Below are 21,895 nucleotides of genomic sequence, written 5' to 3'. Positions count from 1 at the left end.
CCCATGAATATCCTACCTGGCTATAAGGTAAACGAAACGATTTACGAGGATGAACTTTATATCATCTGCAGAGTGAATCATGAGGAAAACAAGAATTCCTTTTTAGCCAAAAAACTAAAATCCAAATCTCCCAGCCATCAGGAACTGGCCAATTTCCAACATGAGGTTCGCGTCTTGAAGGAAAACGCCATGGATGGAGTTCCAAAGGTGATTTCTCATGTGGAAGAAGGTGGTCATTACACGATTTTAAGCGAAGATTTCAACGGAATAACGCTTCAGCAATTTCTGAAGGAATCCCGCCTGTCGATCTCCCAGTTTTTGGAAATTTCCCTGAAGTTGGCTGAGGTCATTTCCAGAGTTCACAAAAAAGGCTTGGTTCACAAAAATATCAATGCCTCCACTATTTTGCTGTCAAACGACACGATGGAGCTTCGGTTGATTGATTTCAGTGCTTCCAGCAATGCCAAAAGCGAATTGATCCAGCAGGGTGGAAATCCAATGTCACTTTCGGTCCTCCCCTATAAAGCTCCAGAACAAACCGGAAGACTCAATCAGGCCATTGACCATCGCTCCGACTTCTATTCGATGGGAATTGTGCTTTATCAATTGGCGTCAGGAAGGTTGCCTTTCGAATCTGAAGACGTCTTGGAACTTGTGCATTCCCAAATCGCCAAAATACCCGACAGCCCTTCCCTTCACAATCCAAGCTTTCCCGAACCACTCTGCAAAATCATTCTCAAACTCCTCGAGAAAAGTAACGATCAGCGCTACCAGAGCAGTTCAGGTCTCATTCACGATTTGAATTTTTGCAAAGAATCCTACAGCCAAAAGGGATTTATTGCAGAATTCCAGCCAGGGGCTTTGGATTACAGCCAAAATCTGAGAATCCCGGAAAAAATCTATGGTCGTCAGGAAGAGCTTGAAGTGCTTGGAAACTGCGTGGAAAGGCTTTTTGAAGGAAACCATACCAGCCTGTTCATCAGTGGAGAAGCTGGAGTGGGCAAAACCAAACTAGTATCCGAGCTCAAAAAGCAATTGATTTCCAGACGAGCTGTTTTCGTGGAAGGTAAGTTTGACCAATTCAACAAGAATGTCCCTTACAGTGCAGTAGTAGCCGCATTCAACGATTTGATCGGTCAGATGCTGCAAAGCAAGAGCGAGGATTTAGCTCATCTGAAAGAGCTGTTCATTTCGGAGTTGGGTCAAAACCTGGGAATTATTGTGGATCTGCTTCCCAATGCGAGGTTTATTTTCGGAGATGTTCCGCCTGCACCACCTTTGAGCGGAAGAGAGTCCGAAAACCGATTTAGACTTACGATCAGACAGTTTATTCAGGTTTTTTCCCGAAAAGTCCGTCCGCTAGCCATCTTTTTGGATGACATCCAATGGGCCGATCCAGGAAGCTTAAATCTTGCCAAATGGCTGTTGGAAAACCCTTCTGGCAATCATACCCTGTTTGTCTGCACCTATCGAAACGAGGCTAAACAGCAAAACCCCTTGTTTGAAAAGTGGTTGATGGAGATTGATTTCCAAGCCGATAATCGAATGCTTTTGGAACTTAAGCCATTGGACAAAGAAAATGTTCAGGAACTTTTGGCAGATGTGTTTTTAAAGGAAAAGGAAGAAGTGGCTGATATATCCAAAGTCATTTTCCAAAAAACGGGTGGAAATCCTTTCTTCATTTCGGAAATACTCCGACAAATTCAGGCTGAAGGAATCCTGACTTTGGATATCAATACTGAAAAAGTAAGCTGGCAATGGGATCTTGAAAAGATAAATAACCTCAAAATAACAGAAAACGTTGTTGACCTAGTTTTAAGAAGGACACTTTCACTAAGCAAAGAAACTCTGGAAATCCTCAGTGCCGCAGCTTGTGTCAACAAGACCTTTGATCTGGAAACCATCAGCGAGATCTTTCCGGAAAAGTCAAGAGAAGCCATCGGGGGAGCATTGAAAGAAGCGCTGGAGTCGGAACTTATCTATCCGGTTGATGAAAACCACCGATTCATTTTATTGTCCGGAATTACAATCAATGCCTCTTTTAGCTTTTCACACGACAGGGTACAACAAGCCATTTATGCCATCAATCCTGTTGAGGATAGTCGAAAAACTCACCTGAAACTAGCTACGCTGGGAGTTCAAAAACTGCATGAAAGTAGCGAAAGCAGTCTGCTGCTGGAGGTGGCTGCCCATTTTTTGATCGCGGCTCCATTACTTACAGCTATCGATCAAAAACTTGCCGCTTGTGAAATTTTGGTCATGGCAGGCGTAAAGACCAAAGAAAACAACGCCCCTGCTGCGCCATTCCTGAATACGGCAATCAGTCTTTTACCTGAAAATTCCTGGGAGGAAAAACCTTCCTTGACTTTCATGGCCTATTACACCTTGGGCGAAAGTGAATTCCTACAGGGAAAACTGGAAATAGCCGAAAAGATTTTTCGCCAGATTGAGGAAAATGCACCATTACTTCATCAAAAAATAGCTGCCATTTGCCAAAAAATGGTGGTGCATATCAACACGCTCCAATACGACGAGTCTATTCAGCAGGGGAAAAATGCCCTCAAAATGCTCGGATATTCCCTTCCCGAACCAGGAGATCAAACGATCGGAATGGGTCTGGGTGAAGTGATGGGATTGTTGGGAGGTAAGGGAATGGATGATATCCTGAAGATGGAGCCCATTCAGGATCAAAACGTCATCCTGATTAACAACATTCTCGCCATCATCCTTCCTGCTGCATTTCTCTCCGGAAACGGTGCCCTTTGGACCGTGACCGTATTGGAGATGACCAAGGTTTTGCTTTCAAAAGGACTATCTCAGCCTGGTGCCTTGGGCCTAAGTTCGTTTGGAATGATCATGGGGTCTATTCTTGGTGACCGCAACAAAGCCAACGAACTGGGTGAAGTGGCGATCCGGATCACCGAATCGCTCAACGATCAAACCCGCGATTCACAACTGAAATTTGTCCAGGCTGCTTTCCTTGCTCCTTGGATTAAGGATGCTTCTTTTATTTTCGAACTGTTGGACGATGCCATCGCCGACGGGTTGAAGTTTGGTGATCTCGCCTATGCCGGATTTTCCTACCAAGTCAAAATTGGAATGGGAATCTATCTTGGAAAACCACTCGGAGAGTTTTTGGAAAAAATCGAACACGACCGACCTATCCTGAATACACTGGGTAAAGAAGATGCGATCCTGCTGGAAAGGATTATCCTGATTTTGCTTCAGCGAGAACATCATGACAGTCCGGAAACGGTAACTGACCTGAAAAACATCGTGGACGCCAGTGTAGGTGAATTGATGTCCAAAAAACTTTACAATGTTATTGGCATATCCTTAAACCTTCATTGCACGCTTTCCAACCTTCATGGAAATCCTCAGGAGGTGGTCGAACGCTACGGACTTCTTTCCCAACTGGAGGAAGTCTACTTCTCCAATATCATGGTGGCGGCAATCAAGCTTCAATATTTTATCGCCAAATCCCGCCTTTTTCTGTTGAAAAAAATCGAAAATCCAGTCGAGGAATTGAACGGTATCCTCACTTGGATGGAATCTCAAAATCAGGGAAATAACCGATTTTTCAGAAATGCACTTGCCCAAATGAAGGCCTATAGGGGATGGATTACGGAAGGTGAGGAGACCGCAGTATTTCTTTTCAATCAGGCATTGGAAGTCGCAAAAGAGACGGATCACTTCCTGTATTTGGGTACTACACATGAAAATCTCTTCCGGATTTACATGTCCCATAATAACCCCACAATGGCTAGATCCCATTTTGGGGAGTCCTTGGCGGCCTACAACAAGTATGGAGCAATCAAAAAAATCCGGGAAATACGGGAAGAATTTCCACAGCTTTCTTTCGAGATCAGAAACATTCAGCTTAAGGTCGGGGAAAATTCTTTTGCCTCAGAGGCCCACTTGGACTACCTGAGTATAATCAAAAGCAGTCAGGTGCTCAGTGCCGAAATTGACATTGAATCCTTACTGAAAAGCCTCCTGCAAATCAGCCGGGAAAATGCCGGTGCACAGCGGGGCAGATACCTGAAATACCAGAATAATGGATTCCTGATTCAGTCTGAAATAGGAAACTGGGATGGATCCTCCTCAGGTCACCTTCTCCCTGAAGGCTTGATCAATTATGTGATCCATACCCAGGAAACCGTATTTATCGACGATGCGGGAATGAATGAACAGTTTGGACAGGACCCTTATTTCAGGGAAAATCCCATCAAGAGTGTCATCTGCGTACCGGTGAAGTTTAAGCAAAAACTAAAAGGCCTGATCTATCTCGAAAACAACCTGATTTACGGTGCCTTTGGCCAAAATACGATTGAATTGCTCAAGTTGCTTTCGACCCAAATCGGAATCAGTATTGAAAATGCCGAACTCTATACGTACCTGGAGGAAACCAATAAAAACCTCGAGCAAAAGGTAAAGGAGCGAACTCAGGAACTGAGCAAACTCTATTCTGAAAATGAAATGCTACTCCTCAACATGCTGCCTTCGAGCATTGCCAAGCGATTGAAAAGCGGGGAAACTTTCATTGCCGACAGCTATGAAAACGTAAGTGTGATTTTTGTCGATATCGTCAACTTCACCTCAATCAGTGAAAATCTCTCTCCAAAGGCGCTGGTAGCAGAAATCCACGAGTATTTCAAAACCTTTGACCGAATCATCGAACAACACGGACTGGAAAAAATCAAAACCATCGGTGATGCCTACCTGGCCGTGAGTGGGATTCCCAAAACGACCCCTGATCATGCAATCAAATGCATAGAAGCTGCCAAGCAAATGATACGGATTATGAACTACAAACGGGCAAATGGCGGACTATTTGAAGTCAGAGTGGGCATCAGCAGCGGGCCTGTGGTAGCAGGAGTCGTGGGGGAGAAAAAATTTGCTTTCGATATCTGGGGAGACACGGTCAATACTGCCGCGCGAATGGAACAAAACTCCCTGCCCGGACAGATCAATCTGAGCGGATCAGCCTTTGAATTGGTTAAAGACCAAATTTCATGCACTTACCGAGGGAAGTTGCCTGCCAAAAACAAAGGTGACATAGACATGTATTTCGTCAACTTGGAGTAAGCTGAAAATTGACCAATCGGATTTAGAACTTCTCAGGAGTTGGATATCATTTCCAAAATCTCATCGATGTACTCCCGCGAATTGGATAGGCGGGGCACTTTGTTTTGTCCTCCCAGCTTACCCTTTTTCCCCAACCAAGCTTCAAAAAGTCCTTCGGGGGCTTGGTGCAGAATAAGTTGCTTTAGCGCCAAGTCCTTATGCCGCTTGGCATCATAGTCGGAGTTTATCTGTCTGAGTTTATCATCGAGAATTCGGGTAAACTCATCCAGATGCTGCGGTGCCTTGCGGAATTCAACCACCCATTCGTGGGCGCCTTTGGAACCGTTGTTTTCAAAATAAACCGGAGCAGCGGTAAAATTTGCAATGGTTGCCCCTGTTTGTTCACAGGCAAATTGGATGGCACTTTCCGCATTTTCGACGATAACTTCCTCCCCAAAAGCATTAATAAAATGCTTGGTCCGTCCGGAAATCCGGAAACGATAAGGAAGCGTGGAAGTAAACTTCACCGTATCGCCGATCTTATATCTCCAAAGCCCCCCATTAGTGGAAATCACCAGGGCGTAGTTTTTCCCGATTTCCACATCCCTAAGGGAAATCACCTGAGGATGTTCCTTTTCCCACTCTTCCATCGGGATGAATTCATAGAAAATCCCGTAATCCAACAGGAGCAAAAGTTCATCTGAATCGGGTTGATCCTGAATTCCGAAAAATCCCTCTGAAGCGTTATAAGTCTCCATATAGCGCATTTTTTCGGAAGGGATCAGCTCCTTAAAAAGACTGCGGTATGGCCCAAAAGCAACCGCCCCGTGGAAGAAAACTTCCAGATTTGGCCAGACTTCCAGGATGTTTTTGGCTTTTTTTAATTGTAGAATCCGCTGAATCAATACCACCGTCCAAGTCGGAACGCCCGCGATGCTGGTGACATTTTCATTCATCGTCTCCCGGGCCATTTTTTCAATTTTTGATTCCCAGTCAGCCATCAGGGCAATCTCCAGAGAGGGAGTTCGGGCAAATTGGGCCCAAATAGGAAGATTCTGAACGATCACAGCAGAGACATCCCCTGCTCGTGCCGTCCCCTCAGGATTCAGGGGATTTTTTTCCAAAGTCCCTCCGATAGAAAGACTTTTTCCAGTAAAAAGCTTGGTTTCAGGATTGTTGGAAACATAAATCGAAACCATGTCTTTCCCACCTTTGAAGTGGCATTCTTCCAGACTTTCCTCCGAAACCGGAATGTACTTACTCCTACTGGAGGTAGTCCCGGAAGATTTGGCAAACCATTCAATGTCTGAATTCCAGATCACCTGCTGTTTGCCCTGCATGGTCTTCTCTATGAAGGGCTTGAACGCTTCGTAATCAAAAATCGGAACCTGCTCGGCAAAATCACGATACGACTTGATCCGGTCGAAGCCAAACTGCCTGCCAAATTCCGTTCGCTTTCCCGCTTCAACCAATTCTAAAAAGGTCTGGTCTTGAACAGCTATGGGATTCTGCTTGAAATTTTCTATCTGGCCCAACCGGCTTTTAAAAAGCCAAGTCATGAAGCTGTTCAGCACTTCCATCAATTAAAAACTTTGCGTTTTAGCTCAAACTGACTTCCCAGATAAACTTTTCGGACCTGTTCATCTGCTGCCAGTTCCTCGGCGGTCCCGGCTTTTAAAAGCTTCCCCTCGAACATCAGATAGGCACGGTCGGTGATGGAAAGCGTTTCGTTCACATTATGATCCGTGATCAAAATGCCGATATTCTTGGTCTTGAGCTTGGCAACGATTGTCTGGATTTCCTCCACTGCGATGGGATCTACACCTGCAAACGGTTCGTCCAACAAGACGAACTTCGGATTCACAGCCAATGCCCGCGCGATCTCAGTGCGACGTCGCTCCCCTCCGGAGAGTACCATTCCGAGGTTTTTCCGCACATGAGTCAAGCTGAATTCCTCCAATAAACTTTCCACTTTTTCCTTTTGGGCTGCTTTGGGCATATTGGTCATTTCCAGCACAGCCATGATGTTTTCCTCCACAGATAGCTTTCGAAAAACCGAAGCCTCCTGAGCCAAATACCCAATACCCAACTTAGCCCTTTTGTACATCGGCAGTTCGGTGATTTCATCGTTCTCCAGAAAAATCTTCCCTTCATTAGGCTGGATCAATCCTACAATCATGTAAAAAGAAGTGGTCTTTCCGGCACCATTTGGTCCCAATAGACCCACAATTTCTCCCTGCTTTACTTGTACGGAAATATCATTGACCACACGGCGGCCTTTGTAGATTTTGACGAGGTGTTCGGCTCGGAGCATCATATCAGTCAAATTTGATGTCTTTCACGTAGAGTTGCAAACTGCTTTTGTCGCGGAAGAAATTCTCCCGCATTTCGGCTACGATATCGAAACGCATCTTGCCCCGAAGCATATTGACGGTGGTAAGATCGGGGTCTTTGGCCCGGTCAGCCATGCCGAACCCCAAACAGACCGGTGTAGTCACCTGTCCGTCCTGCACGATTTTGAATCGTAAATGTTTGTCTTTCAATACAGTGACTTCGTCCGCATAAACATTGGAAATCCGAAATACCGGCTCGGTATTGCCCGGTCCGAAAGGTGCCATCTGCTTTAGAATATTGTAAAACTTGTAATTGATCTGGTCCAAAAGCAGCACATCATCGATTTCGATGACCGGCTTCAGGTGAATCTCCTCGATCCTCCGACGAACCACCTGCTCAAATTTTTCCTGAAAGGCAGGAACATTGTCCACCGATAAGGTCAATCCGGCAGCATATTTATGTCCTCCAAACTGATCCAGCAGGTCGGCGCACTCTGCAATGGCTTCATAAATGTCAAAGTCCACCACAGACCGGGCGCTGCCGGTTGCTTTGTTGTTGGACTCAGTCAGGATAATGGTGGGACGGTAGTATTTCTCAATGCATCGGCTTGCCACGATTCCGATGACTCCTTTGTGCCAGTCTTCCTTGAAAAGCACCGTGGAGTTCCACTGAGCTTCCTCCTCACGGATGGCTAGCATTTCAAAGGCTTCCTTTGTGATATTTTCGTCAAAATTCCGACGGGTCGAATTTACCTCATCGACCAACTTTGCCCGCTCAATGGCATCATCCAAGTTGGGCGCTATCAAAAGCTCCACGGATGCCTGCGCATGTTCCAATCGGCCGGAAGCATTAATCCTTGGACCGATCTTGAATACGATATCCGAAATTTGAATTTCCTTTTCCACCTTGGCCTGCAGGATCAGCGCCTTCAGCCCAGGTCTTGGAGTATTGTTGATCCGATCCAAACCAAAATAGGCTAAGATTCGGTTTTCTCCCGTGATCGGAACAATGTCAGCCGCGATGCTCACCACCAGCAAATCGAGGTAGGGATACAGCGTTGACTCTTCAATGCCATGAGTTTTGGCATACGCCTGAATCAGTTTGAAGCCTACTCCGCAGCCACTCAGTTCTTTGTAAGGATACTCACAGTCGGATCGTTTGGAATCCAACACCGCCACCGCTGCCGGCAATTCGCTTCCGGGCGTGTGGTGGTCACAGATGATAAAATCAACGCCCAACTCAGAAGCAAGCTGTACTTTTTCCATGGCCTTGATGCCACAATCCAACGCGATGATTAGTGAGAATCCGTTTTCGGCAGCAAAGCGAACACCCCGCTCAGAGATTCCATAACCTTCCTTGTACCGGTCGGGGATATAAAAATCCACATGGGGATAAAAGCTTTTCAAGAAGCTGAACATCAATGCGACGGCCGTAGTCCCATCCACATCGTAATCGCCATAGACCAGAATTTTCTCCTGGTTGATGACTGCTTTTTCGATTCGGATCACCGCAGCCTCCATGTCCTTCATGAGAAACGGATCGTGCAGCAGGCTGAGACTCGGTCGAAAGTAATCTTTGGCCTGATCGAAACTTTCCACGCCCCGATTGATCAGCATGTTGGCAAGGATAGGATTCACATTGATTTCCTTACCGAGCTTTTCGATGGCTGCTTGTGAGGCTTTTGGTTTTGGTTTCCAGACGTACTCCATGAGGCTAAATTACAAAAGTAATCGGGATGCAAATCCCAGTGACTTGGTTTGGTTGATCTCCTAAAATCGATCTTTCAGGTTAAAAAGTTTCCTTTTGGAAGGTAATCGCTACTGCTTTTGCTTTTTGTATTGAAACCAGAAATAAGCGGGGAAGGCCAAGGCTTTCAATTTCCAGTCATTTCTCTCCTTAAAACTCAAGCTGGAGTCCTGATGGACAATACGATACATTTTGCCTGCAAAAATCGCGTGCGCACTCAGTGCTGCGAAGAGAATGGCATAAATAATCAGCTCGTTCATTTTTTATTGGAAGATAGAAAGATTGCAAAATTTAAAAGTTACTCCGTTCCTGGAGTGAAGAAACTCAAAACTTTACCACTTTTTAACCATTTCAGTGTTTTTGCAATATCAACGCTGCCCAGTTGTCCTTGGAAGATTTCTTTTTCAGTTCCAATCCTAATGGTGCTGCAGCATTTACTAGGTCTTCAATGTCCTCGGTATAAAATCCGCTGAGAAGCAAATAGCCCCTGGAAGGCAAAAGCCCGGCATAGATTTCCATTTCATCAAGCAGGACATTCTTGTTGATGTTGGCGAGGACTATATCAAAGTGACCTTTTGGATTTACTTGGCGGATAGTGCCCAAACCCATACGGGTTGTCACGCCATTCAGATCAAAATTTTCGTTGCCGTTATCCACGCACCAATCGTCAATGTCAAAGGCCTCCACTTCCCGAGCCCCAAGCAAATGTGCCATGATGGCTAAGATTCCAGTCCCGGAACCCACATCCAGCACTCTTTTACCCGCATGATCCACCTCTCCTTGATGTCTCAGCATTTGAAAAGTCGTGGCATGATGTCCTGTGCCAAAGGACATTTTGGGATTGATGACAATCTCATGCTTAAATCCCGGCACAGGTTCATGAAAGGATGCCCTGACATAAACCAAATCATCCACTGCGATCGGGTCATAATTTTTTTCCCACTCCTCGTTCCAGTTGACCTTGGGCATTTTGCCTTCAATCAATGAAATCCTGGCGGCCTCCCGATAGTTGGATATGAGTTCATCGAATTTCTCACGGTCAAATTCCGATTCGGGAGCGTAGGCATCGATGCCTTCTTCGGTTTCCAGAAAAGAATCGAAGCCAATTTCCGCCAGTTCGGCGATGAGGATTTCCCGGAACTCTTCCAGGCAAGTGATTTTAAACTCCAGGTAATCCATAAGTAAGCAAAAGGGAGAAAACAACCAGGCTTGGAACTATCCAAGCCCGGTTTGATGAGAGATTCAAATGGTCTGTGAAGACACTGACCTAGGCCAGCTGGTTAGAATGATTTGATGATGTCCAAGAAGTCACGCGACTTCAAAGATGCTCCGCCAATCAGGCCACCATCCACGTCCGGCTTGGAAAACAATTCCTTGGCATTGCCTGGGTTGGCACTGCCTCCGTAAAGGATAGAAGTATCGTTGGCAATTTCTTTTCCGTACTTGGACGCGATATGTCTTCTGAGTGCCTGGTGCATTTCCTGAGCCTGATCGGCAGTAGCAGTTTTGCCTGTTCCAATTGCCCAGATTGGCTCGTAAGCAATTACCACTTTGGAGAACTCCTCCGGAGAAAGATCAAACAAACTTTGGGTCAATTGAAATTTCACATTGGATTCGTGGGTGCCGGCCATCCGGATTTCCAGTGATTCCCCACAGCAAAAAATCGGGGTCAAACCATAGGCAAGCGCCTGCTTCACTTTTGAAGCAAGCAATTCGTTGCTTTCCTTGAAATATTCTCTGCGCTCAGAGTGACCCAAGATCACATACTGCACTCCGAATGAAGCTAGGATTTTAGCAGAAACCTCACCTGTAAATGCGCCGGATTCTTTATCGGAGCAGTTTTGAGCTCCAAGGGAAATTCCCGGTGTGTCGCCGATCAGTTTTTTAACAGGAAAAATATGGGGAAAAGGAGGATTGAGTACAGCGATCACATCTTTCACCGCTTCATCCTTGTACATATTCACAATTTCAGAAGTGAGTTTTTGACCTTCATCATAGGTCATGTTCATCTTCCAATTACCGGCAACAATTTTCTTACGCATGGGAGGTTTGAGTTTTTAAGGGTTTGAAAAAACTTAAGCAGAGGGTATTTTGGCCTAAAATTACCAAAAATGTCCAGTTGGGGAAAAAATAACCCGGATCAGGCTCCAAAAAAGTACTGGTCGCTCGAGGAGGCCAAGGGGAAACTCGAATCCTACTGCTCCTATCAGGAGCGAAGTCAGTGGGAAGTAAGGCGCAAGCTTTACGAAAAAGGGATTAAAGGCAACCCGGTGGAGGAATTGATCAGCGAACTGATCACGGCAAATTTTTTAAATGAAGAGCGGTTTGCACGGTCCTTTGCCAGGGGAAAGTTCCGCCTCAAACATTGGGGAAGAATCCGGATTACCCGGGAATTGAAGATTCGCGAAATCAGTCCCCGCTGCATCCAACTCGGCCTTTCGGAAATTGATCCTGATGAATATTACGACAGCCTCCTGACCCAAGTCGAACGGAAATGGGAAAAAACAACAGAAAAAGACCCATTGAAAAAACGCTATAAAGTGATCCAATACCTAATGTCCAAAGGCTTTGAACAGGACTTGATTCAGGAAGCGGTGGGCAGTTTGCAGTAGGCAATAAACAGTGGGCAGTGGCAGTAGGCAGTATGTCAGGCGGAGCGGAGTCGAAGCCTCAAGAGAGAATAAGTCAACGGTCCACAGTCCACCGTCGACAGCCTGTCCAAAGGACTTTTGACCACACTCTCAGTTCAGAAGTCAGCTTGCCCACTTCTAAAATAAAGGCCTGAAGTCCTCAAATCGGTGCCGTGAACTGTCGTCCGTGGCCCCTTGACTATATCATTTCAGCCATAATCTTCGCCGAAAGCAAGGACAGGGGAATTCCTCCTCCTGGATGGACACTTCCTCCGCAGAAATACAGGTTTTTGATATCGGAGGAGAAGTTGGCATGGCGAAGGAAAGCCGCAAACTTGTTGTTGGAGCTGTTGCCATAAAGGGCGCCCTGGGCAGAGGAAGTTTTGGATTCGATCGTTCGGGGATCAAGGATTTCCTCCACTTCGATTAGGGGTTCCAAGTCGGTTTTCAGGATTCGGTTTACTTTTTCAATAATCGTTTTTCGTGCAGCGGCAATGAGTTCATCCCAGTTTTGTCCCTGATTGTTGGGAACATTGATCATAGTAAACCAATTCATGCAACCCGCCGGGGCGTCGTCTTCCTTATAAACCGAAGTAATGTTGATGTATACCGTAGGATCATGATAGATCGATCCTTTTTTGAAAATGTGCTCAAACTCGGTTCGATAATCATCAGAAAAGAGGATGTTATGAAGCTCCAACTCTGGGAATTTGGCCTTGATTCCCCAATAAAAAATCAGCGCCGAACTGGACTTGGGCTGATCGAGCAAAAACTTGGGTTGCTTTTGCTTCCGCAGGATGGTTTTGTAGGCATTGACCATGTCCATATTGTTGACGACCACATCGCCACGGATTTCTTGGCCTTTGGCGAGGATACCGACTGCCTTTCCATTTTCCACCAAAATCTCCTCCACGGGAGAATTGAAGTGGTAACTCACTTCCAGAGACTTGGCCAGACGATACAGACTCAGGGTAATGTCGTGCATTCCTTTTTTAGGGAAAAATGCCCCGATATTAAACTCCAAATGGGGAATGATATTCAGTGTGGCGGGAGTTTCGTAGGGATTGGACCCGTTATAAGTCGCATAGCGATTGAATAGCTGCACCAACTTAGGGTGGGAAAACTGCCGCTCATTGGCCTTGTTCATGGTTGAAAAGATCCCCAACTTGCCCATTTTCAGGTAGGACTTCAGGGCTTGAGGATTGGTCCAGGTACCCAATCGATGCAGAGACCGATGCATAAAAAGCGGCGCAAGATGATCATAAATAAATGCCGAGCGCTTTAGCGCCTCGCGAATGTGGCTTGCCGGCTCTCCAAGTTTGGTCTCCACCTCGTCGGCAAAGCGGTTGATATCGGCCCAAGCCTGGATTCGTTTGCCATCTTCCCAAAAATAATGACAGGCCACCTCCAGCTTTAGGTATTCAAAATGATCCTCCGGCTTGTGACCTGCCAGGCGGAAAAGCTCTTCGACTTGCTCCGGAAGTGTAAACAAGGAAGGTCCTGCATCGAAGCGGTAGCCTTGGATCTCAATTTCCGAAAGCTTTCCTCCGGGATAGGCATTCGACTCAAAGACCTCAACATGATAGCCTTTGAGTGCCAATCGGATGGAAGCAGCTATCCCGGCGATTCCGGAACCGATGATAAGGGCTTTTTTCATTTCGGTGATTCTTCAAATCAAGATCAGGATTTTGGGGGGAATTGTTTAAGGAAATGAGTTAAAAAAACAAATTGTATGTTCCCTGTCATTTGACTCAAATTATATCTAGGGCCTATTCCCGAAAAAATTACAGACTTATAGGACATGGTGAATTACCGCATTAGTTCAGGATTTGCTTTTCTGAATAACCCATTTAGAGTTAGTTTTCAGATTTTAGCTTAAATCAATGGAGTCTTGAACTGCCGTTAAATCGGAAAAATTACCTATTCAAGAGACTACATAAATAATGGTCCCAATACTTAAGTCTTTAACCAAAAAGGAACTAAAGTATTGAACCAAAAAAAGTTTTTTATCCTGAAAAGCCAAGTAATCCTACCTTAATTAATTCCTCAACCACCTTTTCTCCAAAACAAAATAAAAGGACATTTTTCGAAGTTAATTTCAGAAAACCACCTGTCTATAAGAGTTAATTTTCAGTTCATACCATTATAAATTCTTTTTATTAAGTTTTTTAAAACAATAATCTATATTTAAAGCAGATCAAAAGTTAAGCTCAAAACCAAATTAAATCTTTTAACTATCAGTAAAAGCCAACAAAAATTAGCTTGAAATCAGTTTTCACACTTTTAACAAAACGAAATGATGTACCAAAAAACAACCAAATTTTCATCCCTTCTGGTGGGCGTGGGCTTGCTGATGGCTGGATGTGAATCCACGCTAGTACAGGAAGACCTGGTCAATGAGATTGCTGTGAAGGAAGAAACCAGTTTAGGTGGATTCAAGCTCAGCGAGCTGAAAGAAATGACCGATTTTTCGAACCTGAGACAGGGAGATTTTACCGGAAGATTTTTTATCACCAGCAAGGGCCCAAACCTCCCGGCCAATCTGGCCCGAAGCATCGCCGCGGCTGGCGGGGAAGTAGTAAAAAGTTTTCCTGAAATCGGTGTGGCAATAGCAGTATCCCGCTCCGATAACTTTTATTCCCAAGCACAACTTATCTCAGGCGTAGAATCCGTAACCCCGGATATCATCCTGCAGTACACCAAGGAACCAGAATTTGCCACGGAGCAGATAAGCTTGGATGCCAGTGAGTTGGGTAAACCAGATATGGGAACAGCAGGCGCTCCATTTAATTATCAGGACGCCTTTTTCGACGGATTCCAATGGGCACCTGCTTCTATTGATGCTCCTACAGCTTGGGATGCAGGTTTTACAGGAGAGGGAGTAAGAGTGGCTGTGATTGACGGGGGATTCCGAAACACCCACCAAGACTTGGTCGCCAACTTTGATGTGGCGAGTTCTGTTTCTACCGTTCCTGGATTCAATTTCAATCAAGATGTAGGAACGTTTTGGCATGGAACCCACGTGGCAGGAATCGTTGCTGCTGCTGGGGTGGGTACAGTCGGAATTGCTCCAAAGGCAACTATTATAGGCGTAAAGTCCTTGCATAATGGATCCGGTGCTTTTGAGTGGATCTTGGAAGGCATCCTCTACGCTGCCACTCCTCAATCCAGAGGCGGTGCCGGTGCACAGATCATCAATATGAGCTTGGGTGCTGAGATTGATTTCCGCACATTCTGGCAGGAAGAAGGATTTAGAGAAGAATTCCGGGAATTACAAAAAATCTATGACCGTGCTACGCTGTATGCTTTCCAAAACGGAGTCACCGTGATTGCTTCTTCAGGAAATGGGGCTTCAAACTTTGATGAGGAAAACAATTTGTACAAGCTTCCCGCAGAAAACCGTCACGTACTATCCATCAGCTCTACCGGACCTACAGGTTGGATTTTTTCAGGAAATACCAACTTTGACCAGCCGTCCTATTTTACTGATTATGGAAAATCCCTTGTGGATTTTGCAGCACCGGGAGGTTCAGCCGGCTTATTGGTTGTGGATGGAATTACCTCTTCATGTACTTTAAATGGTACATACGTCTCATTATTGAGACCATGTTATGTATTTGATATGGTTTTAAGTCCATCAAGAGGAGCTGGTTCAAGCAATACATCCTACTCTTGGGCACAGGGCACATCCATGGCTTCACCCGCTGCTGCCGGAGTCGCTGCATTGATTATCGAAGCCAACGGTGGATCCTTGACTCCCGCGCAGGTAAAAACCAAACTCCTTCAATCTGCCACCGACCTGGGCAAGCCAGGTCAGGATTTGTATTATGGAAATGGCTATGTCAATGCAGCCAAGGCGGTAGGATTGAATTAATCCTTTTCTCCAAAAAGAAAAGGAAATCGACTTTTGATCTCTGAATACCTAAAAGCCTCCGGAGGAAAACTTCGGAGGCTTTTTTATTTTATTAGCTCTTCAGGATTTGGAATTGTATTTCAGCCCTTGCGAGTGGTTTCTATTCATCCCTTCTTCTCGTACTCCAACTTGTAATCCCCCACGTGGATTTTACTTTCTTCGATTTTGCGCTTGTGATGGAGGAAATTGATCACACCAAAGATCAGAATGCATACGGATATGCCATAGAACAGCACCTGATAGTAGATGCTTCCCTCGACCTGCAGGAGATTTTTGATACTCAAACCCGCCACCAGAAAGTACATTGAGGTCCGAAGAAAGGACAGAAACGTCGTCTGATTGGCCAGAATGGTACGCTGCAAGGCCAAGTTTTCTCTCAGCAATAGATCCTTGTTGATGGAGTTCTCGAGTTTGGACATTGGAAGGATGGATTGGACTTCAAATTACTAATTCCAATACAGTCCTAACAAAAAAAGTCCGACCCAAAGAGGCCGGACTTTTCGCTTTATAACCTTATATGAGAATTAATATCCAGGGTTCTGCGCGATAGGAGCAGTGGCGTTAGTCTGGATTTCTTCCAATGGAATAGGCCAGATAAATCTGAAATCAGCGTAAGGAATCGCGTGGTCGGTAGGGATCGCTCTGTCAGTGTTGTAGAAGTTGATGTTGGTGATGGAACGGGAAGTAGCCTTTGCAGGTACACCGGCCATTCTTCCTTCACCCGCCAGTCGATGGATGTCCGGCCATCTTCTACCTTCTGCCAGGAATTCGATTCTTCTTTCTCTGATGATGGCATCGATGACGGCATCCGCATTACCCAATCCGGCAACTGTGAACGAAAGGGTAGGATCGCCTAGCGCACGGTCTCTTACTACATTCAACAAGGCCACTGCTTCAGTCAATTTACCCAAGCGGGCATTGGCTTCCGCTGCATTCAACACCACCTCAGCAAATCTGACAATGATGTTTGGCTCTGCCAAGGTAGTCGGGTTGTTGTACTTGTTGGTGAAGATACCGGTAGCATTTTGAGTAGTGATTGTTCTGCGCTTATCCTGCTGCAGCCACCAAGAAGCTCTCCAGATCAAAGGAGAAATCTTCACCAGACCACGAGCTCCGTTGCTTGGGTTGCCATACATGGCAGACAAAGCCCCGTTAGTACCTGCATTTGATTCGGCAGTGTTGACAAACGAGAAGATGTTGTCTGTGCTGGTTCCGCCACGGAAAGGAGTGATCGGATCCGGAGTTACTGCATAAGCACTTTTGATTTTCTCATACTCCGTCAATACGCCAGCCCAGTCTTCCATGTGAATTTTGATTCTGGTTTTTAGGGCGATTACGGCACCTTTTCTTGCTCTGAAGGTCGTGTTGGCAGCAGTGATCTTCGCTTCCGCTTCATTCAGGTCAGCCAAAATTTTCTGGTATCCTTCAGCCACAGTACCTCTTGGTACAGCTTCTCCGATCGGCACTTTCGGCACGTCGTTGATCGCTACAGTTCGGTAAGGAACACCCGGTGCGGATGGATTGTCAGAATACGGTCTTGAGAAGTGGGTCAACAATTCGTGGTGTGCTAGCGCTCTCATAAAAAGCATCTCCCCCTTGTAATTGTCAGCAGCAGCCTGAGTCAATACTCCGTTGGCCACAGCCGCATCCAGATTTTCCAACACGATGTTAGCTCGGTTGATCATTCTGTAAAGGGAGATCCACATCCCGTTGTTGTTGGCGGTCTGAGGGTTGTAAGAACCTACGTAGGTTACCTCATAGAACAACTGATCGTTGTACATGTCTTCCCCTCTCATGTCACCTTGCTCCACGTTGGCAGCACCAAATGGATAGCCTCTTTGAACGGCTCCGAGATAGAACCCTCTCTGGGCCGACTCATATACCCCCAAAACAGCGGATTCAATTCTTGCAGCTGTTGCGAAAGCCTGATCATCCGGAATCAAGTTGGCCGGAGAAAGGTCAGTCACTTCACAGGAGCTGACTACACCCATCATGGCAACACCTGCCAGGACGAGCTTCAAGTTGGTTATAGAAAATTTCTTCATTTTAATTCTTCGTTTAGGATTTGGAGATTAGAACCCTACGTTCAAGCCAAGAGAATAAGTACGGATGACAGGAGCTACGTTCCAGTCAACACCGAAATTCAACTGACCAGAGTACTGGTTGGCTTCAGGATCCAAGCCTGAATACTGAGTGAACAGGAATGGATTCTGAACCTGAGCAAAGAATCTTGCATTGGTGATGGCACCGCCGAAAGCTGACTGAAGTGCAGTAGCTGGCACAGTGTAACCGATCACGATGTTCTGAACTCTGACAAAGTCACCTTTCTCCACGAATCTGGAGTTGGAAGCTGAAGTCTGGAACATGTTGGCATCCTGGCCTGAGTACAGCTTAGGAATGTCTGTTACCTGTCCGCTTTCTGTCCATCTGTTCAGGATGGAAGCATGGTTGTTGGAGAAACCCTGACCTAGCAAACCTCTCAAGGTTTCGTTCATGATGTAGTTACCACCGGAGTATCTGATGAAGATCTCTGCATCAAAGTTTCCGAAGGTGAAGCTGTTGCTCCATCCACCTTGCCACTTAGGAAGGGTGTTACCCAAATACTCCTGAGTAGGACCTGAAGCAGTAGTAGCTACATTGCCTGGGTTAGCTGGATCATATGCTCTCCATCCGATGGCACCAGGTACCAGATTGTACTGAACGATGTTTTGTCCACTGTAATACATTGGATTACCGTTGGCAGAGTTAACACCAGCCCACTTGAAACCATAAAGTTGAGCGATTGGTCCACCTACTTCAGTTCTGTTGTAAGTAGAAGTCAAAGGCTGCACCAAGGCAGTCACTTCGTTGTTCAACCAGGTGAAGTTGAAGTCTGTGTTCCAGGAGAATTTGCCTTTGTTGATTACGTTGGATGCGATTCTTGCTTCAAGACCGGAGTTGGTCATTGCACCTACGTTTTGAGAAATGCTGTTACCTGGGATACCCAAAGATGGAGCAGTAGGAGCGCTCAGGATCAATCCGTCGATATCGTTGGTGAAGTAATCCAAGGCTACGGTTACTTTACCGATAGTCATGTCCAAACCTGCGTTGAACTTCTTGGAGGATTCCCAAAGCAAGCCGTTGTTTGCCACGTTGCTGTAACCGATACCTGCACCGACACCGCCCAATACCGGACCGAAGCCACCTACATAAGGGAATGAACCGATTTCGGTATTACCCACTTCCGCATAAGAAGCTCTCAATTTCACATCGGAGAAAAGCTCAGAGTTGAAGAACGCTTCGTCAGAAAGTCTCCATCCGATGGATCCACCCATAAAGGTACCTCTTCGGTTTGCTTCAGGAAGTGAAGAAATCCCGTCATTTCTCAAGGAGAAAGAAGCAAGGTATTTGCCTTTGAAGCTGTAGTTGAATCTGCTGAAATAAGAATCAAATCCGTTTTCAACATATCCTCCACCGGAGAACTGATTGTTGTAAGAACCAGAAATCAGGTTTTCCTGTCTGTAGAAGTTGTCAGAGAAGTTTTGACCCTGACCGAAGAAGCTGTAAAACTTAGTGTACTGGTATTCTGCACCTACCGTCACGTTCAGGTTATGGTTATCAGCAATAACCGTCTGATAGTTCAAGGTATTCTGCCAGTTCCAACGGAATGCAGGGTTGTACGCCATGTACACGCTACCATTTACACCACGACCGTCACCATGTCTTGGATCCAAAGATTGGAAGTCATCTGCCATAGTCAAGTCAATACCGACCTGAGTTCTAGCAGTCAATCCGGCAATGATATCCACTTCACCGTATACGTTGCCCAAAACTCTGTGAGCACGGCTACGGAAAATGTTGTTGTCCAACACAAACCCGATGTTAGGAATGTTGTTATCCGGACCGGCAAGGTTTGCACCGAAACCAGTGGTAGCACCGTTTGCAGTTACATTATATCCGTCAAATGCAGTGTTGGCAGGATCATAGATCGCTACGTTTGGCAAGGCACGGGTAGCGTTGTAGATCGCACCTGAAAGTGAGTTTGCGCCGTTGTTCAACCCGTTGATTTCAGTCAAGGAATAAGAAATGGAAGTACCCAATCTCACTGCCTTGGAAATGCTGTGGTCGATGTTGCTTCGGAAGGAATATCTCTTCAGGTCATTTGGTCTTACTGGAGACTCCTGATCAGTAAAGCCTAAACCGAAGAAATACTTGGTTGCTTCAGATCCACCGGAGATGGAAATATTGTGCTGCTGAGTAAAACCTTTTCTGTAAATCAGATCCTGCCAATCGGTGTTTTCACCCGGATTAGCCAATGGAGACTGGTTGGCATTAGCTCTTTTTTCATTTGCGATTTCAACAAACTGGTCACCGGTGAGCAATTCGAAGCGTTCAACTTCTTCATTGATACCCATGCTGGTGTTGTAAGTTACTTTTGCTTTTCCTGTAGAACCTCTTTTGGTCGTGATCAGGATTACCCCGTTAGCTGCTCTGGAACCAAAGATTGCAGTAGCAGATCCATCCTTCAAAACTTCGAAAGATTCGATTTCAGCCGGGTTAATGTTTGCAAGTGGGTTGGAGGAGTTTACCGCAGAACGGTCAGAATCCACCACAGGAACCCCGTCGATTACAATCAATGGATTAGCACCGGAAGTGATGGAGTTTACACCTCGAATACGGATGATTGGTCTTGCTCCCAAAATACCACTTGGAGTAGTTACCTGAACACCTGGAGCTCTACCAGCCAACTGAGACTCGAAAGACGGAGCCACCAAGTTTTCGATTGCTTCGCTGTTTACAGAAGTCACCGAACCGGTGATTTCTCTTCTTTCCTGAGTACCGTAGCCCACTACAACTACTTCATTAAGCAATTTCACATCGGCGTCCATAGTCACGTTGATGACAGTGCTTGCTCCGATCGTAACTTCTTTTGTCAGGTAACCAACAAAGCTAAACACCAAGGTGCTTGCATTTTCAGGAACGGAAATAGAGTACGTTCCGTCCAGGTTGGTGATTGTACCCATGGTGGTTCCTTTCACCACCACACTGGCACCAGGCACACCTTCTGGCTCTTCGGCCGAGGTAACCTTTCCCGTGATCGTTTTGGATTGCGCGAGTACTGACACGATGGTCAGAAAACTCAAAGCAAAACCTAATAAAACTTTCTTCATAGGTTTTTGATTTAGTATTTTAAAATTCAGGGAGCGAATATGAACGATTAGAAGGCATGCAAACAAATCTTAAAAAGTGCCTGGGGGGCGCATTGAAGCCAATTATATTTGGTGATTGGGGTTAATTAAAAAACATTTAATAAATGAGAGGATCTATTAGTCGGACGCTCGTAACAATTCAATAGTATTACTAACAGAATGAAGAATAAAATTCTTCGAGAGGTCTAAAATTCTGCTTTTTATTCGGAAAGGTAAAAATGTCCCTATTTAAGATTCGAAAGCATCAGGACTCGTAATGAAATAATATTTGGATAATCCGCTGAGTTTTTCGCAACTGCAGATTAAAATTCCGATTTGATTTAGATCAAATCGGGCAATTTCGAAATGTTTATGAAAGGATTCCGAATTCGTCCAAATTTCTTAAAAGTCGGTTTTTTTTGATGAATCTTCATTTTTTAACCTTGATCGGAGCAAAAAATCAATTTTTGCCTGAAAAAATCTCACCAAAAGGTATGGATCGAAATAAAACCCACCTGCCTTCAATCCGCTTGAGAAGTACCAATTCAGCCGCAGAAAATTCCGTCTTAAAACTCCTTTTTCTGACTAACTCCAAGACATCCGGAAAACTATTGGGCTTAAGATCTTTAAACGCAAGGGTCATATGCGGGTGGTAATTGCGATCACTCAGTTCATCCACCAAATTCAACTCTTTCTTGCAAAATGCCTTCAGGGCGTTTTGAATTGTTTCAAGTTCTTTAGACTTGTCTATGTCCATAAAAATGACCCGATTTCCGAAGGTCCCCACTCCTAAAATCCTTACCGAAAAGGGAGCTTGTTGTTTCAACAATTCTCCGATTTTGCCGATAAGGATTTCCTCTTTTGCCTCATTGTAATTGAACGGCATCTTCAAGGTGATGTGGGCAGGTGACTTGAGCGCGTACTTGACTCCGAACTTTTCCCTGATTTCGACTTTGATGGATTCTGCCCTTTCAAGAATCTCCGTCGGAGGTACTATTGCCAAAAAATACTTTTGAATTGATTTCATACAGGTAGGT

Annotated in this window: 14 protein-coding genes; 3 read left to right on the top strand and 11 right to left on the bottom strand. The window is 45.4% G+C overall.

Translation table 11 applies throughout. The features are described from left to right. Positions 1 to 3 precede the first annotated feature (3 nt). Positions 4 to 5,088 (top strand): adenylate/guanylate cyclase domain-containing protein, encoded by a 5,085-nt coding sequence (locus D0X99_RS01935; protein WP_119475951.1) that lies wholly within the window; start codon positions 4 to 6, stop codon positions 5,086 to 5,088. 32 nt (positions 5,089 to 5,120) lie between these two features. Here D0X99_RS01935 and D0X99_RS01930 read toward each other — a convergent pair whose 3' ends face one another. The 6 genes from D0X99_RS01930 to tpiA all read right to left on the bottom strand — a co-directional run bounded on the left by D0X99_RS01930 (position 5,121) and on the right by tpiA (position 11,189). Beyond that, on the bottom strand, positions 5,121 to 6,647 hold the full coding sequence (locus D0X99_RS01930; RefSeq protein ID WP_119475950.1) for a GH3 auxin-responsive promoter family protein: 1,527 nt from the start codon (positions 6,645 to 6,647) through the stop codon (positions 5,121 to 5,123). After that, on the bottom strand, positions 6,647 to 7,384 hold the full coding sequence (gene lptB / locus D0X99_RS01925) for an LPS export ABC transporter ATP-binding protein (protein ID WP_119475949.1): 738 nt from the start codon (positions 7,382 to 7,384) through the stop codon (positions 6,647 to 6,649). Before lptB ends, D0X99_RS01930 begins: the two co-directional genes overlap by 1 nt. Before the next feature lies 1 nt (position 7,385). Then, entirely contained in the window at positions 7,386 to 9,110 is a 1,725-nt protein-coding gene (gene recJ, locus D0X99_RS01920; RefSeq protein WP_119475948.1) for a single-stranded-DNA-specific exonuclease RecJ, read from the bottom strand. 108 nt (positions 9,111 to 9,218) lie between these two features. Next, positions 9,219 to 9,407: a hypothetical protein gene (locus tag D0X99_RS01915; RefSeq protein WP_119475947.1), complete on the bottom strand. Its 189-nt coding sequence runs from the start codon at positions 9,405 to 9,407 to the stop codon at positions 9,219 to 9,221. A 91-nt stretch (positions 9,408 to 9,498) separates the two neighbouring features. Beyond that, positions 9,499 to 10,326, bottom strand: coding sequence for a 50S ribosomal protein L11 methyltransferase (gene prmA, locus D0X99_RS01910; RefSeq protein ID WP_119475946.1), 828 nt, complete (start codon positions 10,324 to 10,326; stop codon positions 9,499 to 9,501). A 101-nt stretch (positions 10,327 to 10,427) separates the two neighbouring features. Next, a complete protein-coding gene (gene tpiA, locus D0X99_RS01905; RefSeq protein ID WP_119475945.1) occupies positions 10,428 to 11,189 on the bottom strand; it encodes a triose-phosphate isomerase in 762 nt (253 codons plus the stop codon). A gap of 69 nt (positions 11,190 to 11,258) precedes the next feature. On the opposite strand from tpiA, the gene D0X99_RS01900 reads away from it, so the two are divergent. After that, positions 11,259 to 11,759, top strand: coding sequence for a regulatory protein RecX (locus D0X99_RS01900; RefSeq protein WP_119475944.1), 501 nt, complete (start codon positions 11,259 to 11,261; stop codon positions 11,757 to 11,759). Positions 11,760 to 11,976: 217 nt separating this feature from the next. On the opposite strand, the gene crtD is transcribed toward D0X99_RS01900, so the two are convergent. Next, the gene (gene crtD, locus D0X99_RS01895; protein ID WP_119475943.1) at positions 11,977 to 13,434 is read right to left on the bottom strand and encodes a 1-hydroxycarotenoid 3,4-desaturase CrtD; all 1,458 of its coding nucleotides are present in this window, start codon (positions 13,432 to 13,434) and stop codon (positions 11,977 to 11,979) included. Between the two features lie 639 nt (positions 13,435 to 14,073). Here crtD and D0X99_RS01890 point away from each other — a divergent pair. Beyond that, positions 14,074 to 15,651, top strand: coding sequence for a S8 family peptidase (locus tag D0X99_RS01890; RefSeq protein ID WP_119475942.1), 1,578 nt, complete (start codon positions 14,074 to 14,076; stop codon positions 15,649 to 15,651). A gap of 143 nt (positions 15,652 to 15,794) precedes the next feature. On the opposite strand, the gene D0X99_RS01885 is transcribed toward D0X99_RS01890, so the two are convergent. From D0X99_RS01885 to thpR, 4 genes are all read right to left on the bottom strand, one after another. Further along, the gene (locus tag D0X99_RS01885) at positions 15,795 to 16,109 is read right to left on the bottom strand and encodes a DUF202 domain-containing protein (RefSeq protein ID WP_119475941.1); all 315 of its coding nucleotides are present in this window, start codon (positions 16,107 to 16,109) and stop codon (positions 15,795 to 15,797) included. Between the two features lie 105 nt (positions 16,110 to 16,214). Next, on the bottom strand, positions 16,215 to 17,735 hold the full coding sequence (locus D0X99_RS01880; protein ID WP_119475940.1) for a RagB/SusD family nutrient uptake outer membrane protein: 1,521 nt from the start codon (positions 17,733 to 17,735) through the stop codon (positions 16,215 to 16,217). Between the two features lie 27 nt (positions 17,736 to 17,762). Continuing rightward, positions 17,763 to 20,840: a SusC/RagA family TonB-linked outer membrane protein gene (locus tag D0X99_RS01875; RefSeq protein WP_119475939.1), complete on the bottom strand. Its 3,078-nt coding sequence runs from the start codon at positions 20,838 to 20,840 to the stop codon at positions 17,763 to 17,765. Positions 20,841 to 21,318: 478 nt separating this feature from the next. Then, positions 21,319 to 21,885 carry an RNA 2',3'-cyclic phosphodiesterase gene (thpR, locus tag D0X99_RS01870; protein WP_119475938.1) on the bottom strand — a complete coding sequence of 189 codons (567 nt, stop codon included), beginning with the start codon at positions 21,883 to 21,885 and terminating at the stop codon, positions 21,319 to 21,321. Positions 21,886 to 21,895 lie beyond the last annotated feature (10 nt).

This window comes from Algoriphagus lacus, assembly GCF_003583985.1.
Taxonomy (GTDB): Bacteria; Bacteroidota; Bacteroidia; order Cytophagales; family Cyclobacteriaceae; genus Algoriphagus; species Algoriphagus lacus.
Note: the sequence above shows the minus strand (reverse complement) of the source record. Positions and strands in the feature narration are given on the sequence as shown.